At 55.9% G+C, this 18,424-nt stretch carries 15 protein-coding genes; 13 read left to right on the top strand and 2 right to left on the bottom strand.

Features of this window, described 5'->3' with window-relative positions; translation table 11 throughout:
* Window positions 1-58 precede the first annotated feature (58 nt).
* From RB620_RS05005 to RB620_RS04995, 3 genes are read left to right on the top strand one after another with little or no spacing between them, the layout of a single operon-like run.
* A complete protein-coding gene (locus RB620_RS05005; protein WP_308092454.1) occupies window positions 59-1,042 on the top strand; it encodes a VOC family protein in 984 nt (327 codons plus the stop codon).
* A gap of 9 nt (window positions 1,043-1,051) precedes the next feature.
* Window positions 1,052-1,675, top strand: coding sequence for an alpha/beta hydrolase (locus RB620_RS05000; RefSeq protein ID WP_308092641.1), 624 nt, complete (start codon window positions 1,052-1,054; stop codon window positions 1,673-1,675).
* Window positions 1,676-1,688: 13 nt separating this feature from the next.
* Window positions 1,689-2,306 carry a flavin reductase family protein gene (locus RB620_RS04995; RefSeq protein ID WP_308092453.1) on the top strand — a complete coding sequence of 206 codons (618 nt, stop codon included), beginning with the start codon at window positions 1,689-1,691 and terminating at the stop codon, window positions 2,304-2,306.
* Window positions 2,307-2,491: 185 nt separating this feature from the next.
* On the opposite strand, the gene RB620_RS04990 is transcribed toward RB620_RS04995, so the two are convergent.
* Window positions 2,492-3,250, bottom strand: a complete 759-nt coding sequence (locus RB620_RS04990; protein WP_308092452.1) for a helix-turn-helix domain-containing protein — start codon at window positions 3,248-3,250, stop codon at window positions 2,492-2,494.
* A 183-nt stretch (window positions 3,251-3,433) separates the two neighbouring features.
* Here RB620_RS04990 and RB620_RS04985 point away from each other — a divergent pair, with 183 nt between their 5' ends.
* The 10 genes from RB620_RS04985 to RB620_RS04940 all read left to right on the top strand — a co-directional run bounded on the left by RB620_RS04985 (window position 3,434) and on the right by RB620_RS04940 (window position 13,777).
* Entirely contained in the window at window positions 3,434-4,570 is a 1,137-nt protein-coding gene (locus RB620_RS04985; protein WP_308092451.1) for a BMP family ABC transporter substrate-binding protein, read from the top strand.
* 112 nt (window positions 4,571-4,682) lie between these two features.
* A complete protein-coding gene (locus RB620_RS04980; RefSeq protein ID WP_308092449.1) occupies window positions 4,683-6,254 on the top strand; it encodes an ABC transporter ATP-binding protein in 1,572 nt (523 codons plus the stop codon).
* Window positions 6,238-7,281 carry an ABC transporter permease gene (locus RB620_RS04975; RefSeq protein ID WP_308092448.1) on the top strand — a complete coding sequence of 348 codons (1,044 nt, stop codon included), beginning with the start codon at window positions 6,238-6,240 and terminating at the stop codon, window positions 7,279-7,281. Before RB620_RS04980 ends, RB620_RS04975 begins: the two co-directional genes overlap by 17 nt.
* Window positions 7,274-8,200 (top strand): ABC transporter permease, encoded by a 927-nt coding sequence (locus RB620_RS04970; protein ID WP_308092447.1) that lies wholly within the window; start codon window positions 7,274-7,276, stop codon window positions 8,198-8,200. Before RB620_RS04975 ends, RB620_RS04970 begins: the two co-directional genes overlap by 8 nt.
* Before the next feature lie 22 nt (window positions 8,201-8,222).
* The gene (locus tag RB620_RS04965) at window positions 8,223-9,143 is read left to right on the top strand and encodes a nucleoside hydrolase (protein ID WP_308092446.1); all 921 of its coding nucleotides are present in this window, start codon (window positions 8,223-8,225) and stop codon (window positions 9,141-9,143) included.
* Window positions 9,140-10,057: a ribokinase gene (gene rbsK / locus RB620_RS04960; protein WP_308092445.1), complete on the top strand. Its 918-nt coding sequence runs from the start codon at window positions 9,140-9,142 to the stop codon at window positions 10,055-10,057. The genes RB620_RS04965 and rbsK overlap by 4 nt, the downstream gene beginning before the upstream one ends.
* 16 nt (window positions 10,058-10,073) lie before the next feature.
* The gene (locus RB620_RS04955; RefSeq protein ID WP_308092444.1) at window positions 10,074-10,814 is read left to right on the top strand and encodes a nucleoside hydrolase; all 741 of its coding nucleotides are present in this window, start codon (window positions 10,074-10,076) and stop codon (window positions 10,812-10,814) included.
* A 108-nt stretch (window positions 10,815-10,922) separates the two neighbouring features.
* Window positions 10,923-12,386 carry an RNA-guided endonuclease InsQ/TnpB family protein gene (locus tag RB620_RS04950; protein ID WP_374121366.1) on the top strand — a complete coding sequence of 488 codons (1,464 nt, stop codon included), beginning with the start codon at window positions 10,923-10,925 and terminating at the stop codon, window positions 12,384-12,386.
* A gap of 43 nt (window positions 12,387-12,429) precedes the next feature.
* Complete coding sequence (locus RB620_RS04945; protein WP_308092441.1) at window positions 12,430-12,717, top strand: nucleoside hydrolase; 288 nt, start codon at window positions 12,430-12,432, stop codon at window positions 12,715-12,717.
* 151 nt (window positions 12,718-12,868) lie between these two features.
* Complete coding sequence (locus RB620_RS04940; RefSeq protein WP_308092439.1) at window positions 12,869-13,777, top strand: NAD(P)/FAD-dependent oxidoreductase; 909 nt, start codon at window positions 12,869-12,871, stop codon at window positions 13,775-13,777.
* Window positions 13,778-13,849: 72 nt separating this feature from the next.
* On the opposite strand, the gene RB620_RS04935 is transcribed toward RB620_RS04940, so the two are convergent.
* Window positions 13,850-18,406: an endo-1,4-beta-xylanase gene (locus RB620_RS04935; protein ID WP_308092438.1), complete on the bottom strand. Its 4,557-nt coding sequence runs from the start codon at window positions 18,404-18,406 to the stop codon at window positions 13,850-13,852.
* Window positions 18,407-18,424 lie beyond the last annotated feature (18 nt).

The raw sequence follows: 18,424 nt of genomic DNA, 5'->3' as shown, positions 1-18,424 counted from the left end.
AGACCATATATCTTAATTTTAAGATTCTGCAAAATCAACCATTAAGGAGAGGATTACGATGACAAATCAAAACGCGCAAGGACAATCGGCATTCGAATCGCAAGCCCAAACGGCGGGTATCCACCACATTACGGCTTTTGTTCGGGATCCGCAGGTTACTTCGGATTTCTACGCGGGAGTGCTGGGACTCAGGCTGGTGAAAAAAACGATCAATTTTGACGCGCCGGAGGTGTACCACCTGTATTTCGGAGATCAAACCGGCAGCCCGGGGACGATCATCACTTTCTTCCCGTGGAAAGACTCGAGAAAAGGAAGCATCGGCGGAGGCCAAGTCGGCATCACGACCTATGTCGTGCCGGCCAGTGCCTACGAGTTCTGGAAAGTACGGCTAGCTAAGCTTGGCGTCGAGTTCCAAGAGTCGGAGCGTTTCGGCGAACGTTACTTGCAATTCGCCGATCCGGACGGCTTGCGAGGCGAGATCGTAGCGCGCGAAGAAGGCGCGAACAGCGAATGGTCGTTCGGCGGCGTGCCGGCGGACAAAGCGATCAAAGGCTTCGGCGGTGCGGTTCTGTTCAGCACGGCGCCGGAGTCGACGGGCCGTCTGCTCGAGAACGTGATGGGGCTGACGAAAGTTGGTGAAGACGTTGGTTATGTCCGATATCGTTCCTTCGGCGACCTGGGCAACATCATCGACGTCAACAGGGCGGCTATGGCGCCAGGCCACGGCGGACACGGCACGGTGCATCACATCGCGTGGAGGGCCAAAGACGACGCGGAGCACGCGCTCTGGAGAAGCCATGTGGCGAGCAGCGGATATCAGCCGACGCCGATCGTGGACCGGCAATATTTTAACGCGCTGTACTTCCGGGAGGAAGGCGGCATCCTGTTCGAGATCGCGACAGATCCTCCGGGCTTTGCCCGCGACGAAGAGCCGGAGCATCTGGGCGAGAAGCTGATGCTGCCGGAGTGGTACGAACAGCACCGCGGCGAGATCGAACGTCTGCTGACGCCGTTTGAAGTTCGCGCATTGGAGGGGATCTGAGCCATGACGATGAAACATCTGTTTATCAAAGGGAGCAACGAAACCGCGCCAGTATTGCTGTTGCTGCACGGAACGGGGGGGACGGAGCGGGATTTGCTCGGGCTGGCGGAGCTGATCGCTCCGGGCTCTTCCGTCCTGAGCGTGAGGGGCAACGTGCTGGAGCATGGCATGCCGAGGTTCTTCCGAAGACTGGCGGAAGGCGTCTTCGATCTCGAAGATCTCGTGTTCCGCACGAAGGAGCTGCATGAATTTCTGAATGGCGCCGCTGCGGAATACGGCTTCGACCGCGGCAATGTCGTGGCGGTTGGCTACTCCAACGGGGCGAATATCGCGGGAAGCCTGCTGTTCCATTACAAGGACGCGCTGAAGGGCGCGATTCTCCATCACCCGATGGTGCCGATACGCGGCTTGGCATTACCGGATATGACCGGGCTGCCCGTGTTCATCGCGGCCGGCGAGAACGATCCGATCTGCTCGCCTTCCGAGTCGAAAGAGCTGGAAAGTCTGCTCCGCGGGGCAGGGGCCGAGGTCGAGGTGCGGTGGGACCGATTCGGGCATCAGCTTACGAGCGCGGAGGCGCATGCGGCCGCAGAGTGGTTCCAGCGGACGTTCGCGAAAGGCGGCCAGGGATAAGGAGGGGCAAAAAATGACGACGATCGCGATAGACCCCGGCGCTCAAAGCGCGCACGACAATTACAAGCTGTTGATCGGAAGCATCATTCCGAGACCGATCGCGTTCGTCACGACGCTGTCGCGGGAGGGCGTACTGAACGCTGCCCCGTTCAGCTTCTTCAACATCGTGACGGCCGACCCGCCGATGGTGTCGGTGTCCGTGCAGCGCAAGAACGGCGAGCCGAAGGACACCGCTCGCAATGCCGCGAATCGAGGCGAGTTCGTGGTGCATATCGCGGACGAGCGGTATGTCGAGGCGATCAACGAGACGGCGGCGCCGGTGCCGCCGGACGTAAGCGAGGTTGGGCTGGCGGGATTGACGCCTGTGCCAAGCGATAGGATCGCGGTGCCCGGAGTGGCGGAAGCGCGCGTGCGAATGGAATGCGTGTTGGAGCAAACCATCCCGCTTGGCGGTCATGACGGCACGCCGTCCTGCGACTTGCTCATCGGCCGCGTCGTCCGGTTTCATATAGACGACGAGCTCTACGAGAAAGGCCGCATCGATCCGGACGCTCTGCTCCCGGTCAGCCGCCTCGCGGGCAACGACTACGCGAAGTTAGGCGAGCGGTTTACGCTGGTACGGCCAACGTAAGCTAGCTGGCTACGAAGAAGTAGCGATGAGGAGCAGGAAGCTACGAAGCAGGAGTAGAAACGCAGCAGCAGAGAAGCAGAGTCGATTGCAATCCCTCTTTCGCGAGGGGATGCTTCGGCTCTTTGTTTGTTATATAGTGATGATGGTTTTCTTTAGATCGTGGAACTTTACGAGGCGAGCAAGCTTCAGCTGTTCTTGGTCTTGGACATCCGGTAGCCCTTCGGCGTCATGCCGGTCTCCCGCTTAAACATGCTGCAGAACTGCGCGTCGTTAACGAAGCCGGCGTCCAAGGCAATCTCGGACACCTGCTTTTCCGGATGAAGGAGTAGCGACGATCGGGCGTAGTTCAGCCTTTTTTCATAGAGGTATTGAAGTGGAGCGATGTCGAATTTTTCTTTGAATAGGTGGCGAAACCGCCCGTAGCTATAGCCGGCCAAATCCGCCAGCGTCTGGACGGATATTTTTTGGCGAAAGTGTTCATCCATATAGTTAAGCACGTATTGCATGCGGTCATCGGTCTGTTTTGGCGCTTTTTTGTCGCCGATGAGGCGCCCGAGCTGGATGGACAGCTCTCCGACGAACAAGTTGAGCATCTCCGCAAAATCATCCCGCTGCCGCACGAACTCCTCCTTCATCCGAAGCAGGATGCTTTCAATCGCTTGATTCTCGTCATCGTCGTAGAGTCCCGCCAGGTGGGCGAGACCGTCCCGTTCGCAATAGAAGCCGACGAACAGCACGTCGGCCGCGGCCGTATGCAGCTCATCGTGCTCCGTATAAGGCGTCACCAAGGCAAAGGAATGTTTGCGAAAGTCATGGGACGCCTTCCCGATTCTCGTCTTCCCGTTCCCGTAATAGTAGACAAGCTCGTAACATTCATGGAAGTGCGGGGGAATGTAATGCTCCTCCCTGCGCTTCGAGAAAAACAGAAAATCCAATTTGTTCATGCTCCCAGACCCTTCCTAATAAATTAGCCAAATCGTATAACAAACTTGATCGAATCAAGATAAAATCGCAGGGCATGGTTTGTTACAATCATAGCATAGCAAGAAGCAAATCATAAATTTCCCGATTCAGTAGACAAAGGGAAAGCGCATTCAAAAAAAGATCACCTTAAGGGGGCAAAATCGATGAAAAGAAGTTTATTCGCACTTATGCTCGCGGCGGTTATGCTTATGGCCGCATGCTCCAATGGCGGAAGCAATAACGGCTCGAATGCTGGCCAGACGGGTACAGGCACCGACGATGCGCCGGATTCGAAGTCCGATAAGCTGAAGGTTGTGCTGCTCGTGCCGGGAACGCTGGGCGACAAGTCCTTCTTCGACGCGGCGAACAGCGGGCTGACGCAAGTGAAGGATACCCTGCAAGCGGAGACGAAAGTGATCGAAATGGGAGCCGACACGAGCAAGTGGGAGCCGACATTCAATTCCGTGGCGGCGCAGGATTGGGACGTCATCATCTCCGGCGGCTCGCAAATTACCGAGTTGCTGAACGCGACGGCCGAACAGCATCCGGACAAAAAATTCGTTAACTACGACACCGACATTCCAGAAACGGCTGCCAATGTTTACGCGATCTCCTACGCGACGAACGAAGTGTCCTTCTTGGCCGGCGCGGCCGCGGCTTTAACCAGCGTGTCCGAAATGCCAAGCGCCAACGCCGACAAAAAGATCGGCTTCTTGGGCGGCATGGACATTCCGGGGATCAACGCTTTCCTGATCGGTTATATCGAAGGCGCGAAGTATGCGGTTCCCGACATCAAGGTAGCCGTATCCTATGCGGGCGATTTCGCGGATCCCGGCAAAGGCAAGGAGCTGTCTCTGCTGCAATACAATTCCGGCGTAGACGTCATCTTTAACGTGGCGGGCGGAACAGGACTTGGCGTGTTCGACGCGGCGAAGGAGAAGGGCCGCTATGCGGTTGGCGTCGATTCCGATCAGGCGTCCATGCTGGCTGGCACGGATAACGAGAAAGCGAATCTGATCCTTACCTCCGCCGTGAAGAAAATCGACCAAGCCATTCTGCGGACGGTACGCGGCATCCAGGTAGGTACGCTGGAGATGGGCAAGCTAGAGGTCGTAGGCTTGGAAGAGGATGGCGTCGGCATCGTGCGGAACGACATTTTCAACTCCGTCGTATCCGAGGACGTGAAAGCCAAGGTGCTTGAGATCGAGAAGAAGCTGATCGCGAACGAAATCGAAGTGGGCAACGCGATGGGCATGGAAACGTCGGAGATCGAACAAACCCGCAATTCCGTCAAACCGTAAAGCAACGCCAATAGAAGCCAAGCCAAGGGAGTTCTTCGCTTTCGAAGAATTCCCTTCATTCTATCAGGCCCGGACGGTTTGTTGTTCCGGAACGGGCAAGGAGAGAGGATATATGCAGCCTTATTTGCTGGAGATGCGCAACATAACCAAGGTATATCCGAATGGCGTCGCCGCCAACCGGAACGTGAATTTCGCGCTGCGGGAAGGCGAGATCCATGCCGTGGCGGGAGAGAACGGGGCGGGCAAGTCCACCTTGATGAAAATCTTGTTCGGCATGGAAGAGCCGAGCGACGGCGAAATTTTGCTTAAGGGAGAGCGCGTTCGGTTCCACACTCCCCAGGATGCGATAAACAAAGGGATCGGCATGGTTCATCAGCACTTTATGCTGGTGCCGTCCTTCACCGTCGCGGAGAACATGGTGCTCGGCATGGAGCCGAAGAAGGGTCTGGGGATCCACTACGACGAAGCGATCCGCATGACGAAGGAGCTGGCGGACAAATATCAGCTTGCCGTCGATCCGAAGGCGAAGGTTGAGAGCTTGTCCGTCGGGATGAAGCAAAAGGTGGAAATTTTGAAAGCGCTCATTCGCGGCGCCAAAATCCTGATTCTCGACGAGCCGACGGCGGTATTGACGCCGCAGGAGACGGAGGAGCTGTTCAAGCAGCTGCTCGCGCTCAAGAGGGAGGGCCACACGATCGTTTTTATCTCGCACAAGCTCAAAGAAGTCAAGGCGATCTGCGACCGCATCACGATTATGCGAAGCGGGACAACCGCCGGCGTATTCGACATGGCGGATATTACGGAGCAGGAAATTTCCCGTTTGATGGTCGGCCGCGACGTCGTGCTGAAATACGAGAAGGAAACGTTGAAGACCGGACCGTCGGTGCTTGAGGTCGAAGGGTTGACCTATATCGACGCGCAGGGGAAAAAGGTGTTGAACAACATCTTCCTGAGCGTCAAAGCGGGCGAAATCGTCGGCATCGCGGGCGTCGAAGGCAACGGTCAAGCCGAGCTGGTCAGGGCGCTTACAGGCGGGCTGGAAGGAAGCCGTCAAGGGAAAGCGGCAGTAAGCGGCTCGGAGATCGGGAATGCGGACATGCGAACGATCCGGGGACACGGCGTATCATACGTTCCCGAAGACCGCATGAGCCAAGGGGCCGCCAAGGACGAAAGCATCTCGGACAACATCATCTCCACGCGCTATCGGGACAAAGCATGGAACTGGGGGATGTTTCTGAGGGGCAAACAAATCGTGAAGCTGGCCGAATCGCTCATCGAGGAATTCAAGGTGAGATGCTCGGGTCCCGCGCAGCCGATCGGCATGTTGTCCGGCGGCAACATGCAGAAGGTGATCGTGGCCAGGGAATGTTCGTCGGACCCTGTCCTGCTTATTGCGGAGCAGCCGACAAGGGGCGTCGATATCGGAGCCGCTCAGCTCGTCCATCAGAAGCTGCTGGAGATGAGAAGCCGCGACTGCGCGATTCTGCTCATCTCCGCCGATCTGAACGAAATCATGGAGCTAAGCGACACGCTGCATGTTATGTACGGCGGCGAGCTCGTCGCCGAGTTCGATAAGCCGTCCGAGGTGACGGAAGAGGAGCTTGGACTGTATATGCTGGGTCTGAAGAAGCAACAACAATCGAAATCGAGGAGGGGCGGGAATCGAGATGCTGAAGTACTTTGACGCAATCAGAACGCTTATCTCCGTTGCGATAGCGCTTGTCATCGCCTTTATCATTATCGCTTTCGTAAGCGAAGACCCGCTCGGAACGATCTCGGTCTTCCTGCTAGGGCCGCTCTCGTCCGTTGCCCAGATCGGCAACGTGGTCGAGATGGCGATCCCGCTCATGTTCACGGGCTTGTCGGTCGTGCTCTTGTTCCGCAGCGGCATGTTTAATCTCGGGGCGGAAGGTTTGTTTTATATATCGGGCCTCGTCGCGGCCGTCGTCGCGATCTATTGCTCGATGAACGCGTTTTTCCATCCTCTCATCGCGATTTTGGCGGGAGCGGCCGTCGGCGCGCTGCTGTCGGCGATTCCAGGCATCATGAAGGCGAAGTGGAACGCGGACGTGCTGGTGACTTCTCTCATGTTTAACAGCATCCTGGCCGGGTTCGGCCTCTACTTCCTGAATTACCGTCTGAGGGATGTAGAAGCGTTCGCCAACGTTTCGTTCAAATTCGAGGAAACCGCGCGGCTATCGACGATCATTCCCGGCACCCGCATTCATTCCGGGCTGTTCCTGGTGCTGATCTGCATTCTGGCGACGCATTATTTCATGTACCATACCAAGTGGGGCTATGAGCTTCGAATGACGGGATCGAACCGCGCGTTTGCCGAGTTCTCCGGCATTAAGACGGGCCGGGTCATCATTATGGTCCACCTGATCGCCGGTTTTCTTGCGGGAATGGGCGGTTCGGTCGAAGTGCTCGGCATGTACTCGAGATTCCAATGGACGGATCTTCCCGGCTACGGTCTCGACGGCGCGCTTGTCGCCCTGCTCGCCAAGAACAATCCGTTGTCCGTCATCGGCGCAGCCTTGTTCCTAGGCTATATTCGGATCGGCGCGGACCAAATGTCCATCCTGTCCGATGTGCCCGCAGAGTTGGTCTCGATTATACAGGCCGTCATTATTCTGCTCATTTCCGCGGAGCAATTCCTGAAAATGTGGAAAAACAGAAAGCTGCTGAAGGAGGCGGAGAAACTTGGATAGCTTCTGGAGCGTCATCTTCTCGACAGACTTTGCTTTCTCCGTGCTTCGGGTGACCACGCCGATTCTGCTGGCCGCGCTGGGCGCTCTGATCTCGAACAAAGCCGGAATCATCAATATCGGCATGGAAGGCACGATGCTGACGGGCGCCCTTGCCGGCGTCATCGTCAGCGCGTATACGGGAAGCGCCTGGCTAGGCCTTCTGGGCGCGGTGCTGTCGGGCATTGCCCTCTCGGGAATGCTGGCTTATTTTACGCTGAAAATCAAGACGCATATTATACTCGGCGGGATCGCCATCAACATGTTCGCTTCGGGCGGAACCGTCTTTGTCCTGTATCTGGTCAGCGGCGACAAGGGAACGTCGACTTCGCTGCAGAGCAAAGTGCTGCCGAACGTCCATATTCCGCTGTTGCAGGACATTCCGGTGCTGGGGCCGATCTTGTCCGGCCATAACGTACTGACCTATGTGTCCTTACTGGCCGTCGCGGGCGTTTATTACCTGCTCAAAAAGACGCCGCTCGGCCTGCAAATCCGCTCGGTCGGAGAGAATCCGCAAGCGGCCCAATCGGTGGGCATCAGCGTGGTGAAGATTCAATATATCGCATTGCTGCTAAGCGGCTTCTTCGCGTCCCTTGGCGGAGCGTTCATGTCGATGGGCTATCTATCCTTGTTCACGAGAGACATGACCGCGGGGCGGGGCTGGATCGCGATCGCGGCCGAGGCGCTCGGCGGCGGCAGCACGGTCGGAACCTTCGTCGCGTCGCTCATCTTCGGGGCGACGAACGCGATGTCGAACGCGCTGCAAATTTTGAAAATCCCGTCCGAGCTGATTTCGACATTCCCTTATGTCGCGACGGTAGTCGGATTGCTTGTGTACGCCATCGCGGAGACGAAGCGCAAGAAACGGAAAAAAGGAATATGAACGATAAGAAGGAGAATGACAAATGGTGCGAATCATTTTGGATACAGACATCGGGAGCGACGTAGATGACGCGATGGCGCTGGCCTTTGCCATGCAATCACCCGAATTAAAGATCGAAGGCGTTACGACCGTATACGGCAACGTGGACCTGCGAGCCAAGATGGCGCGGAAGATGCTGCAGTACGGCAAGCGCGAGGACGTTCGCGTCTATGCGGGCCTGAACCAAACGCTGCTCGGCAACCGCGAGATTTGGATGGCGGGCCATGAGGGCGACGGGCTGCTGGCGGAAGACGATGAGCTGGCCTACGAGAACCGGCATGCAGTCGATTTCATGATCGACGCGGTGATGAGCAATCCCGGCGAAATGACGCTCGTCGCGATCGGGCCCCTCACCAACATTGCGGCATGCCTGATCCGCGAGCCCCGCATCGCGGACAATGTGAAAGAGATCGTCATCATGGGCGGCGTAACCCGCCTTGGCGACAACGGCATGCATATGCGGACCGTCGAGCATAACATCGTCTGCGACCCCGAAGCCGCTTCGCTCGTGTTCCGCAGCGGCGCTCCTATCGTCATGGCCGGATTGGACGTGACGCTGAAGGTGACAATCACGGAGGAAGAGCGGCGCCGGCTGCATGAGACCGGCGATCCGCTCAATATGGCCCTTGCCCGCATGATCGGCAAGTGGTTCGAGTTCGCGAAGGAGCCAATTTCCTATATGCACGATCCGCTTACGATCGCGTTATTGATCGACCGCACATTGGTTCGGACCAAGAGAATGAACATCCGCGTTGAGTACGACCATCGGCCTCAGACGGGGCAGACGATCGCCACGCTCGATCCTTCCGGGAACGTGGAAGTATGTCTGGACGTCGATCACAAGAGAGCGGTAGAGCTCTTGATGGAACGGCTGACCGGCGGACAAGCAAGGAGAGCCGTATGAAGCGGCCGACGATCGCGGTCATCGGGAGCATGAATATGGATATCGTCGTGAAGGCATCCCGGTTTCCGGCCGGAGGCGAGACGATCCAGGGCGACGAAATCCATTTCGTCCCCGGCGGCAAAGGGGCGAACCAAGCCGTAGCGCTTGCCCGCCTTGGCGCCCAAGCAACTATGATCGGGGCTGTCGGCCAGGACGGCTTCGGCAGAATGCTGCTTGCGTCCATGATCGATAATGGCGTGAACGGCGAACATATCCAAGTGAAGGAGCAGATTCCGACGGGCACGGCTTCGATTACGCTGACGCCGGAGGAGAACAGCATCGTCGTTGTGCCCGGCGCGAACGGACGGCTTGCTCCGGCCGATATTGAACGGATAGAACACGTGATCCGATCGGCCGACACGGTGCTGCTGCAGCTGGAAATTCCGCTGGAAACGGTTGAATATGCCGCCAAGCTGGCGGAAAGCTTAGGGAAAACCGTCATCCTCAATCCCGCGCCGGCCCGGGTGCTGCCGGAAAGCCTCCTAAGAAGAGTGCATTACATGACGCCGAATCGGACGGAGCTGGAAGCTTTAACCAGCTTGAGCTTGTCCGAGCGTCCGCTTGAGGAAGCGGTCGACGTGCTTCTCGCCATGGGAGTGGGCTGCGTGGTTACGACCTTGGGCTCAGAAGGGGCGGTATGGAAGCGAAAAGGCGATCCGATGCGCAGTCAGCCGGCCTATCGCATGGCCGTAACGGATACGACCGGAGCCGGCGACGCGTTTAATGCGGGGCTTGCTTACGAGATCAGCGCGGGACAAGAGATCGGGGACGCCGTCGCTTTTGCCGCGAAGGTATCCGGCTTGGCCGTCACGAAGTTCGGCGCGCAGGATGGTATGCCGACCCTGGCGGAAGTCAAAGCTTATTTTGGAGAATGAATCAGGGGGGTGCGCAGTGACACAGGCCAAAAAAATGATTATTGACGCCGATACGGGGATCGACGATGCGCTCGCCATTCTGTACGCGCTGAAGTCTCCAGGCATCAAGGTGGAAGGCATTACGACCGGGTATGGGAACATTAGCGTCGAGCAGGCGACGGACAACACGCTTCGGATTCTTCGTCTTGCGGGCATGGCGTACGAAGTGCCAGTCGCACAAGGGGCGGCGAAACCTTTGAAGCGGGGCATGCCGGAATTCGCCACGCACGTCCATGGCAGGAACGGCATCGGCGATGCGGAGATTCCTCCGTCCAATCAGCGTCCCCTCGAGGAGAAGGCGGATGACTTCATCATTCGGAAATCGCTGGAGCTGGAGGGCGAATTAATCGTGGTGACGCTCGGCAGGCTGACGAACCTGGCGCAGGCGGTGCTGAAGGATCCGGGGCTGTGCCGCCGCATCAAACATGCGTACGTCATGGGCGGCGCCGTCGGGGTTCCAGGCAATGTCACACCGGCATCGGAGGCCAACATATGGGGCGATCCCGAAGCGGCGGATATCGTATTAGCTTCCGGGATTCCGGTCACGATGGTTGGGCTCGACGTTACACTGAAAACGCTTCTGACGGGCGAACATTTGGACTTGCTGCAGCGTTTCCGCAAGGAAGAGAACGTGGACATCGTCGATTTCATTCGTCAATCGCATCGGTTCTATCAATTTATGCCGAGAGGACTCCCACTTCTGCATGTGGTGAGGTGAATCGGCGACTTCCTGAGCCTTCTCTCAAAATGTTCTTCTTCTCCAACAACATATGCGATATAATAAAAACAGAACATATATTCGCATTATTTATGGAGGGGAGGTGAGATCTTGCCTGAAGAGAAGAAAGATTATCGAACCTATCAAATTTGGATCAAACCAGGTCATCGATTGTTTTCTTACCTGGACCAGGCTTGTCAGGATGCCAAGAATCTCTACAACTCGACGAACTTTTATATTCGTCAAGTGTTTACAGCTTTTGGGCGGAATGAACCGCTGCAGCCGTTGCAGCAGCAAGTCATGGACACGCTTAACTCAACTATAGACGCCATGAACGAGCGACGAAGCGAAAAGAATCGTTCTCGCCCATTCAAGCTGCCGACCCAGGAAGCTCCTTTAATACAATATAACTTCTTGGACGCGTTATTCAAAGTGATGGAACAAACCGACTATCGGGCGCTTCCCGCGCAAAGCAGTCAAGGGATCATGAAAGTTGTGTTTCAAAATTGGAACGCCTTCTTCGCCAGCATCAAGGACCACCGCAATCATCCTGAGAAGTATAATGGTCACCCCCGCATACCGGGATATGCCCGAAACAGGGTGAAGGAAGTAGTGTTCTCGAATCAGGATTGTGTGATCAAAGATCGGAGGTATCTTAAGTTCCCCAAGACCAAGCTGCAGCTTAACATTGGCAAGTTAGGCCATACGGATAGCAAACTGATGCAGGTACGTGTAATTCCAAGCTATGGCCGCTATGTGGTCGAACTGGTTTTTGCATATCAGAAAGCAATGAAGAAAGCAACCCAAGAAAATGTAATGTCTGTAAATCATTCAGATTTACTAATGGCAATTGATCTTGGCGTCAACAATCTTGCAACCATCGTCACTACCACCGGTTCGAAACCGGTCGTGGTGAAGGGCGGGATTGTCAAGTCGATCAATCAATATTACAACAAGATGAAGGCCTATTACACGAGCCTTCTACGCATGGACAAAACTCCTGGCAAAGGAACGCACACATCGAGACGGTTAGAACGGATGCACCTGAAGCGACACCGCAGAATCAAAGACCTGTTCCACAAGGCAAGCTTTCGGATTGTGAAGCTGGCTGTGGAAGAGCAGATCGACACGATCGTCATCGGGCATAACGACGGCTGGAAGCAAGGGGCTTCGATCGGGCGGCGAAACAATCAGTCCTTCTGTCATATCCCGCATCGGATGCTGATCAAGATGATCCAATACAAAGCGGCCGAGCAGGGCATAACGGTTGTTCTGACGGAAGAAGCATACACCTCGAAAGCCAGCTTCCTGGATCATGACCCATTGGAAGCATTACGGTCGTTTTCGCGGCTTGGTGAACTGAGCATGCAGCTCTTCTCTGGCAGGAGAATTTATCGCGGGCTGTATAAGAGCGCGAAGGGCTTGATTCATGCTGATGTGAACGGCGCAGCCAACATTATGCGAAAAGTATTCCCAAACGTATCCGCCCAAGGAACGAATGGGATAGAGGGGTTGGATGACAAAAAGACCATCAACGTGTCAACTCCACTGGTGTTAAGTATCCCGAAATAAGGGATGTACATCAGAAACCCCCACTTCAGTCAATACGCATGTATTGGTAAGTGGCGGGAGTATTCATTTTGATTTCTATCAGTCAAGCAACGCCTTCATCGATTCGGCGCCCATCCATGACCCGCTGACCGTGCTTGTCGCAGAGGACCCAACGCTTGTGACGACCCGGCTCATGAAAGTGAATGTCGTATGCGACAGCAAGTTATGCCAGGGGATGACGGTTGCGGATTTGCGACGGAAGCCGCACGTCGGTTCCGAGATCAACGTTTGTACGGATGTCCTAGCGGATTTGGCGGTAAACCGGCTGCTGGACGTCATCATGCGCTATTAGAGAACAGACCCGCGCGGGAAGCGCGGGTATTGTTTTTCTCACGGATTGCTTTCCTCAAGCATTTCGAACCCTGCCGGGCGATATACATAAACAGATTGTCATTTCCTTATTCCGCTCGACAGGATAAGGGTTTGGAAGGTGGAAGCGCGCGATGGAAGTGGAATGCGCCATTATCGGGGGAGGACCGGCGGGCTTGAACGCGGCGCTCGTGCTCGGAAGGGCGAGGCGAAGCGTCTTGTTGTTTGACGATCATACGCCGCGCAATGCGGTGACCAGACATACGCATGGATTTATGACGAGGGACGGGGCGAGACCGGAAGAGCTAAGAGAATTGGCACGTCAAGACATTGCCCGCTATCCATCCGTCTATCCGGTCGATCGCCGGGTGGAGGCGGTTGCCCCTGCTGAGGGAGGCGGATTCCTTCTGCGCGACCGCGCGGGATCGGCGTATTATGCCCGCAAGCTGCTGCTCGCTACGGGCTTGAAGGAAACGCTGCCGAACATTCCGGAGGTCGAAGTTTATTATGGCAAAAGCTTGTTCAATTGCCCTTATTGCGATGGCTGGGAGCTTCGCGACCAGCCGCTTGTCGTCATTGCCGAAGGAGCCAATGCGTTCTCGCTCACCAGGCTTGCTTATCAATGGAGCAGGGATCTGCTGGTCTGCACGAACGGCTCGACGCGGTCGCTGAGCGGCGCCGAGCTGCGGACGCTGTGGAACAAGGGCGTGGCCGTTACGCAGCACCGGATCGAGGCGTTGGCCGGCGAGAACGGGCAGCTTCGCGCCGTCCGGTTCGAGAACGGAGCCGAATCGAGCCGCGTCGGCGGCTTCGTCTCCCCATATTGGCGGCAAGCGTCACCATTCGGGGAGCAATTGGGCTGCGCGATGAACCATCAGGGCGGCATCCAGACCGACGGCTTGGGCCGAACGAGCGTGCATGGCGTCTATGCGGCGGGCGACTCCTCCATCATCGCGCCCGCCCAGACGGCCATTGCCGCGGGAGAGGGAAGCCGGGCCGCGATCGGCATGAACTCGGATTTGATCCGTGAAGATTTTGCATAAGTAAAAAAATGAAAGGACCCGGCCATCGTTACGATGGTCCGGCTCCTTCGATATTAACCCCTAGTTAGCAGATTACAAGCTCCAGATGCGGTACAGTATGACGGCCGCTTCGGCGCGGGTAAGCGAATCGTTAGGCGCAAGCTTGCCGTTCTTGCCGTTCACGATGCCGGACTCCGATAAACTTGCAGCGCTGTCGACCGCGTATTCGGAAACGGTTGCCGCGTCTGAATAAGCGTCCAAAGATCCGCCGCCTTCAAGCGACATGCCGGCTGCAGCCAGCGCTCTTGCCGCGAGCACCATCATATCTTGCCGGGAGATCGCGTTATCCGGTCTGAAAGTACCGTCTCCGAAGCCGGAAACGATTCCGAGCTCTACCGCGATCGCCAGCTCGTCATAATAATAATCGGTTGCAAGGACGTCGCTGAACATCTCCTCGATCTCGACCGAGCCTTGCAGCTCCAGCGCTCTTACAAGAAGAGCGATGAAGTCTGCCCGCTTGATGGAGTCGGATGGCGAGAAGGTATCCTCGGAGATGCCTTTAATGATGCCGCGCGCAGCCATGGCCTCGATCGCTTGCATCGCCCATGGCACGTTCGACAAGTCCCCGAAGCTCTTGACGACGGAGGCTACCGCATACGTACTGAAATGTGTCGTTTGGAAGACCACCGTTCCGGTTGCAACATCGTACCGGCCGTTCGGAATCGCCGTCACGACTCCGTTGCTGTCGATGTACCAGACGACGATCGAATCCGGATTGGCGAGCTCATCCGCCGTCGGCGCATACGGAACCGAAATCGTGACGGGAGCGCTTGGGTTGTTCCATTCCATGGTTTCGTTTCCGACGATGACGCTTAAATCGAGAACCGGACGGTTGCCGATGCTCTCGAGCGTTGCCGCATCGAGGTTTTCCGTTGAAGCTTTCGCTACGCGAATGGTTATCGGAACCGCGTTCTCCGCCGTATCCGACAGCATGTCGCTCGGAATCGCGAGCGTTGCCAATTCGGTCTGCATCCTCAGCTCGAAGTTTTGTTCGCCGTTCAAACTTTGAGCCGGCAATTGAACTTCATAGGCGTTCGCGCCTCCTTGCTTCGGCACTTCGATGAAGATTTGTTTGTTGCCATCGGCCGCGGGAGAGGCCAGCTCCAGCGCTTTTTTCAAATTGTCATCGGACACTTGGCCGGTTACGCGATTCCCTTCGGTTTTCGTTACAGGCGTGATGACAATCCCGTCGACCGTCTCCTCCACTTTGCCTGCGGAAGGGATAAAGATGCCGCCGGTCGAATCGCTTGGATTCGCAGATTTGCCGATCAGCGTCAGCTCGCCGTAAACGGATGTGTCTTGATAGCCTTGGCCTGTCGTATCGTTCCATGACGCGACGCTTTGACGATCGCCGGCTTTGCCGTCATTGATCTGTACGTCGAAACCTAGCTTCGTATCGTTTGCCGGCGTTACCTTCGACAAAGGGATCTTCACTTCAACCGTGTAGTTGGTGCCGGATACCTTGGTGGCCGATACGAAGCCTGCCGCGATGCTCGCAGGGTTGAAGGAAGTCTCGTTGTCATAGTTCACGCGATATTGTCCGTCATCGGCTTGATAGGAGAAGCTTTTCTCGTTGTTCTGGTCCAGGAACACTTCGACGGAATCTTGTTTATACGCGTCCGTGCTTGATTTGTCCAGCTCGGCGTTGTTCACCTGGAACAGCACGTACAGGAAGCTGTCATCCCATAGCGCTTTCGCCGTTCCGCTTGCTCCCTGCCAAGCCATCTGGAATCGATTGATCGGAATTTCGGTTGTCTGGCTCCAAATGCCGTCTATCGTCCCGTCGATGACCGGCGTGCCGTATTTGGCGGTGGATTGATTAATGGTGATATCCGCAGGAGGATTTTCCTCGATAAACGTATCCGGATCAATGACGCCGTAGTAAGCCGGTTTCGCTTGCAGGTCCTTGTCGAACAGCAGCGGGCTCTGCGAGGCTCTCCAGCTCGTCGCGTCATTTAATCCCCAGAAGGTCACTCGCGCGATGTTAGCCGCGTATTTCTTGTAAATGTTCATGAGCTGCGAGTACAGATAACCTTGCGCCTTTGCTTCCTTTTCCGTTTGGACGGAATTGCTGCCAGCCGTAAGGTCGATCTCGGTTACGCTGACCTCTACATCAAGGTCGATGAACCGCTTCAATGACATTTCTACGTTTTCCGGCTTCGTGTTGAGATTATAGTGCGCCTGCATGCCGACGCCGTCGATGAGCAGTTTGCCGGGATGCGTTAGGGCATATTTGTCATTGAGCTCCTTCACCATATTTGCGATAGCGGTCGCTTTATTCTGGTTGTCGTCGTTGTAGTCGTTGTAGTACAGCTTAATGTTCCAGTTCGGATGCTCGTCAAGCACTTCTCTTGCGATCAGGAAGGACTGCTCGACGTAATCTTCTCCAAGGGCGGCTTTCCATGGGGAGTTACGCAGCGAGGCTTTCCAGTTCGCCGGATTGGAAGGATTGTCGTTCATCGCTTCGTTGACGACGTCCCATGAAATCACATCATCGCCGAAATGCTCCATTACCGTTTCGATATGGGTGCGCAAATTGGCGAGAGCCGTTTCTCGGCTCAATGGCGTGCCGTCTGCCGCCGTGCTCAGCCAGGTCGGCATCTGCTGATGCCAGACGAGCACGTGTCCGTGCAGCAGGAGGTTATGCTCTTTGATCTTGGCTACTAGCGCATCCTCGGCCGTAAAGTCGAACTCCCTGCTTGTGTTATAAACATAGTCCGGCTTCATGGCATTCTCCGCCGTCACGACGTTGTGGTGTTTCTTCAGCAGTTCCAGACGGGTACCGTCGAATTCCGCGTCGCCAACCGCAGTTCCGATCAGGAAATCGTCAGCGTAGACGTCCTTGATCGGCGTCAGGTTCTGGATCGGCTTAGGTGCCGCTACGGCTCCGAGATGGGTGATTTTGAAATCATCCATGTAGAAAGTTACAGGCGCGGCAGGCGTTTGCGCCGTTTCTACATAAGCATTCAATACCGATGGAGTAGTTGCCACGGTATACTCGCCCGACAGCTCTACCCATTGCCCATCCATTGCCGTCAAATTGGCGGATACGTTCGTGTAGGTGCTGTCTCCGCTCTGGACGCTGATGCGAAGCGAAGTCGCCGCCTGGCCGGGAGCCATCTTCACCCATGCCGACAAACGATACTTATGTCCTCGGTGCATTTTGCCCATGACATCAAGGATCGGACCGTTATATTGCGTCGAAACGGTTACTTTCAGGCTATTGGCACCGCTTGGAGTGTGGTTGTCGGCAACCGTTCCTTCAACGCTGCCGCCTCCGCTGTTGCTTCGGATTTTCCAAGCGCCAATGCCGTTCTCGAAGTCGGCGTTAATGCCCGACTGGTCCGCTGGCTTCGTAATCAGGATGTCCCCGATATAGAAGGGAACCGATTTGCCGGTTTCGTTCGATTGCACGCGCAGGGCCGTATCTTTGCTCGTGTCGACGGTTATATCCTTGGTCATCGTGAAGGCGGAACCGGCGATGAAGTCCGCACCAGCATGCCATTTGTAGCTGTTTACGGTTTGGAGAAACGTTTGCCCGCCGGATGGCACGACCGCGTCTGCATCGACGAAGCCTTTAACGGTTACCGTATAGGTTTCTCCATTCGCGAGGCCGACGTCGGCGAATTTGAAGTCGGCCGCGTCCCATGTATTCGAGCGGTTGCTGACATACAAAGCCGCTCCGTCATCGTTGCCGGCAAAAACTTTCCCGGTGACGGGAGTCAAAGATGCGCCGCCGGATTGGAAGGCAAGTCCTTTGCCGCCTGAAAAGGTTTCGTGATACACCGTAATCGTATCCGCTTGTTCCGTAGGAGCAGGTCCGCCAACCATTGTTGCGAATTGGCTTAAGGTCGTGTTTCTCTTCATGTAGTGACGCCCCATCGCATAATCGCCTTGGTTCGGATAACCGACCTTGAAGGCGTACTTGATGCCATTCTCTTCGGCGGCAGCCTCAGCATTAGCATTGTAGGCGCCGTAAGGGTAAGCAAGCAGTACGGGCTGCTTGCCTGTTATGCCATGCAGATACGTATTCGTCGCCGCAATCTCGCCAACTGCTTGCTCTTTGGTGATCTGGCTCGTCCAAACTTCGCCAGCCGCGGAGTCGTTGGTTCCGTTATGCGTCTTGGAATGATTCTGGAGGCTGACGCTGCTCTCGTCCGTAAGTGCTTCCAATTGCTCGGTCGACATGCTATAGCCGCCGCCGATCCAATCGCTGATGACGAATTGAACGGATTTCATGCCATATTGCTTCAAAACCGGAAGCGCATGGGTGATGAAATCGGGCGTGGCGTCGTCGAAGGTAAGCAGAATCGGCTTATCCGGAGCCTGCTCCGTTCCTTCAAGAATGTTTACGTACTGTTCCGCGGACAACGTGTCATAGCCATTGTCGTTCAAATATTTCATCTGCTTTTTAAAATCGTCTAAGCTGGTATGAGTCCAATCATCCGTCGCGTTGTCGACAACCCGATGATACAGGATAACTGGTATTTCCGGTGCAGACGCTTCCGCCGCCGGCGCGAGCCAGCCTGATGGCAGCAGCAAAGCAGCCGCGAGAAGAAGCGAGAGGATCGGCCGTAGCTTTCGATTCATTTGGATACATTCCCCCTT

The sequence above is a fragment of the Paenibacillus sp. LHD-117 genome (assembly GCF_030929555.1).
In the GTDB taxonomy this organism is placed as follows: domain Bacteria; phylum Bacillota; class Bacilli; order Paenibacillales; family Paenibacillaceae; genus Pristimantibacillus.
Note: the sequence above shows the minus strand (reverse complement) of the source record. Positions and strands in the feature narration are given on the sequence as shown.

What these genes read in the sequence shown, in the direction of transcription:
- RB620_RS04965 (WP_308092446.1), top strand. Translation starts at nt 8,223, where the DNA reads ATGGTGCGAATCATTTTGGATACAGACATCGGGAGCGACGTAGATGAC.
- RB620_RS04980 (WP_308092449.1), top strand. Translation starts at nt 4,683, where the DNA reads ATGCAGCCTTATTTGCTGGAGATGCGCAACATAACCAAGGTATATCCG.
- RB620_RS04940 (WP_308092439.1), top strand. Translation starts at nt 12,869, where the DNA reads ATGGAAGTGGAATGCGCCATTATCGGGGGAGGACCGGCGGGCTTGAAC.
- RB620_RS04975 (WP_308092448.1), top strand. Translation starts at nt 6,238, where the DNA reads ATGCTGAAGTACTTTGACGCAATCAGAACGCTTATCTCCGTTGCGATA.
- RB620_RS04935 (WP_308092438.1), bottom strand. Translation starts at nt 18,406, where the DNA reads ATGAATCGAAAGCTACGGCCGATCCTCTCGCTTCTTCTCGCGGCTGCT.
- RB620_RS04990 (WP_308092452.1), bottom strand. Translation starts at nt 3,250, where the DNA reads ATGAACAAATTGGATTTTCTGTTTTTCTCGAAGCGCAGGGAGGAGCAT.
- RB620_RS05000 (WP_308092641.1), top strand. Translation starts at nt 1,052, where the DNA reads ATGAAACATCTGTTTATCAAAGGGAGCAACGAAACCGCGCCAGTATTG.
- RB620_RS04985 (WP_308092451.1), top strand. Translation starts at nt 3,434, where the DNA reads ATGAAAAGAAGTTTATTCGCACTTATGCTCGCGGCGGTTATGCTTATG.
- RB620_RS05005 (WP_308092454.1), top strand. Translation starts at nt 59, where the DNA reads ATGACAAATCAAAACGCGCAAGGACAATCGGCATTCGAATCGCAAGCC.
- rbsK (WP_308092445.1), top strand. Translation starts at nt 9,140, where the DNA reads ATGAAGCGGCCGACGATCGCGGTCATCGGGAGCATGAATATGGATATC.
- RB620_RS04995 (WP_308092453.1), top strand. Translation starts at nt 1,689, where the DNA reads ATGACGACGATCGCGATAGACCCCGGCGCTCAAAGCGCGCACGACAAT.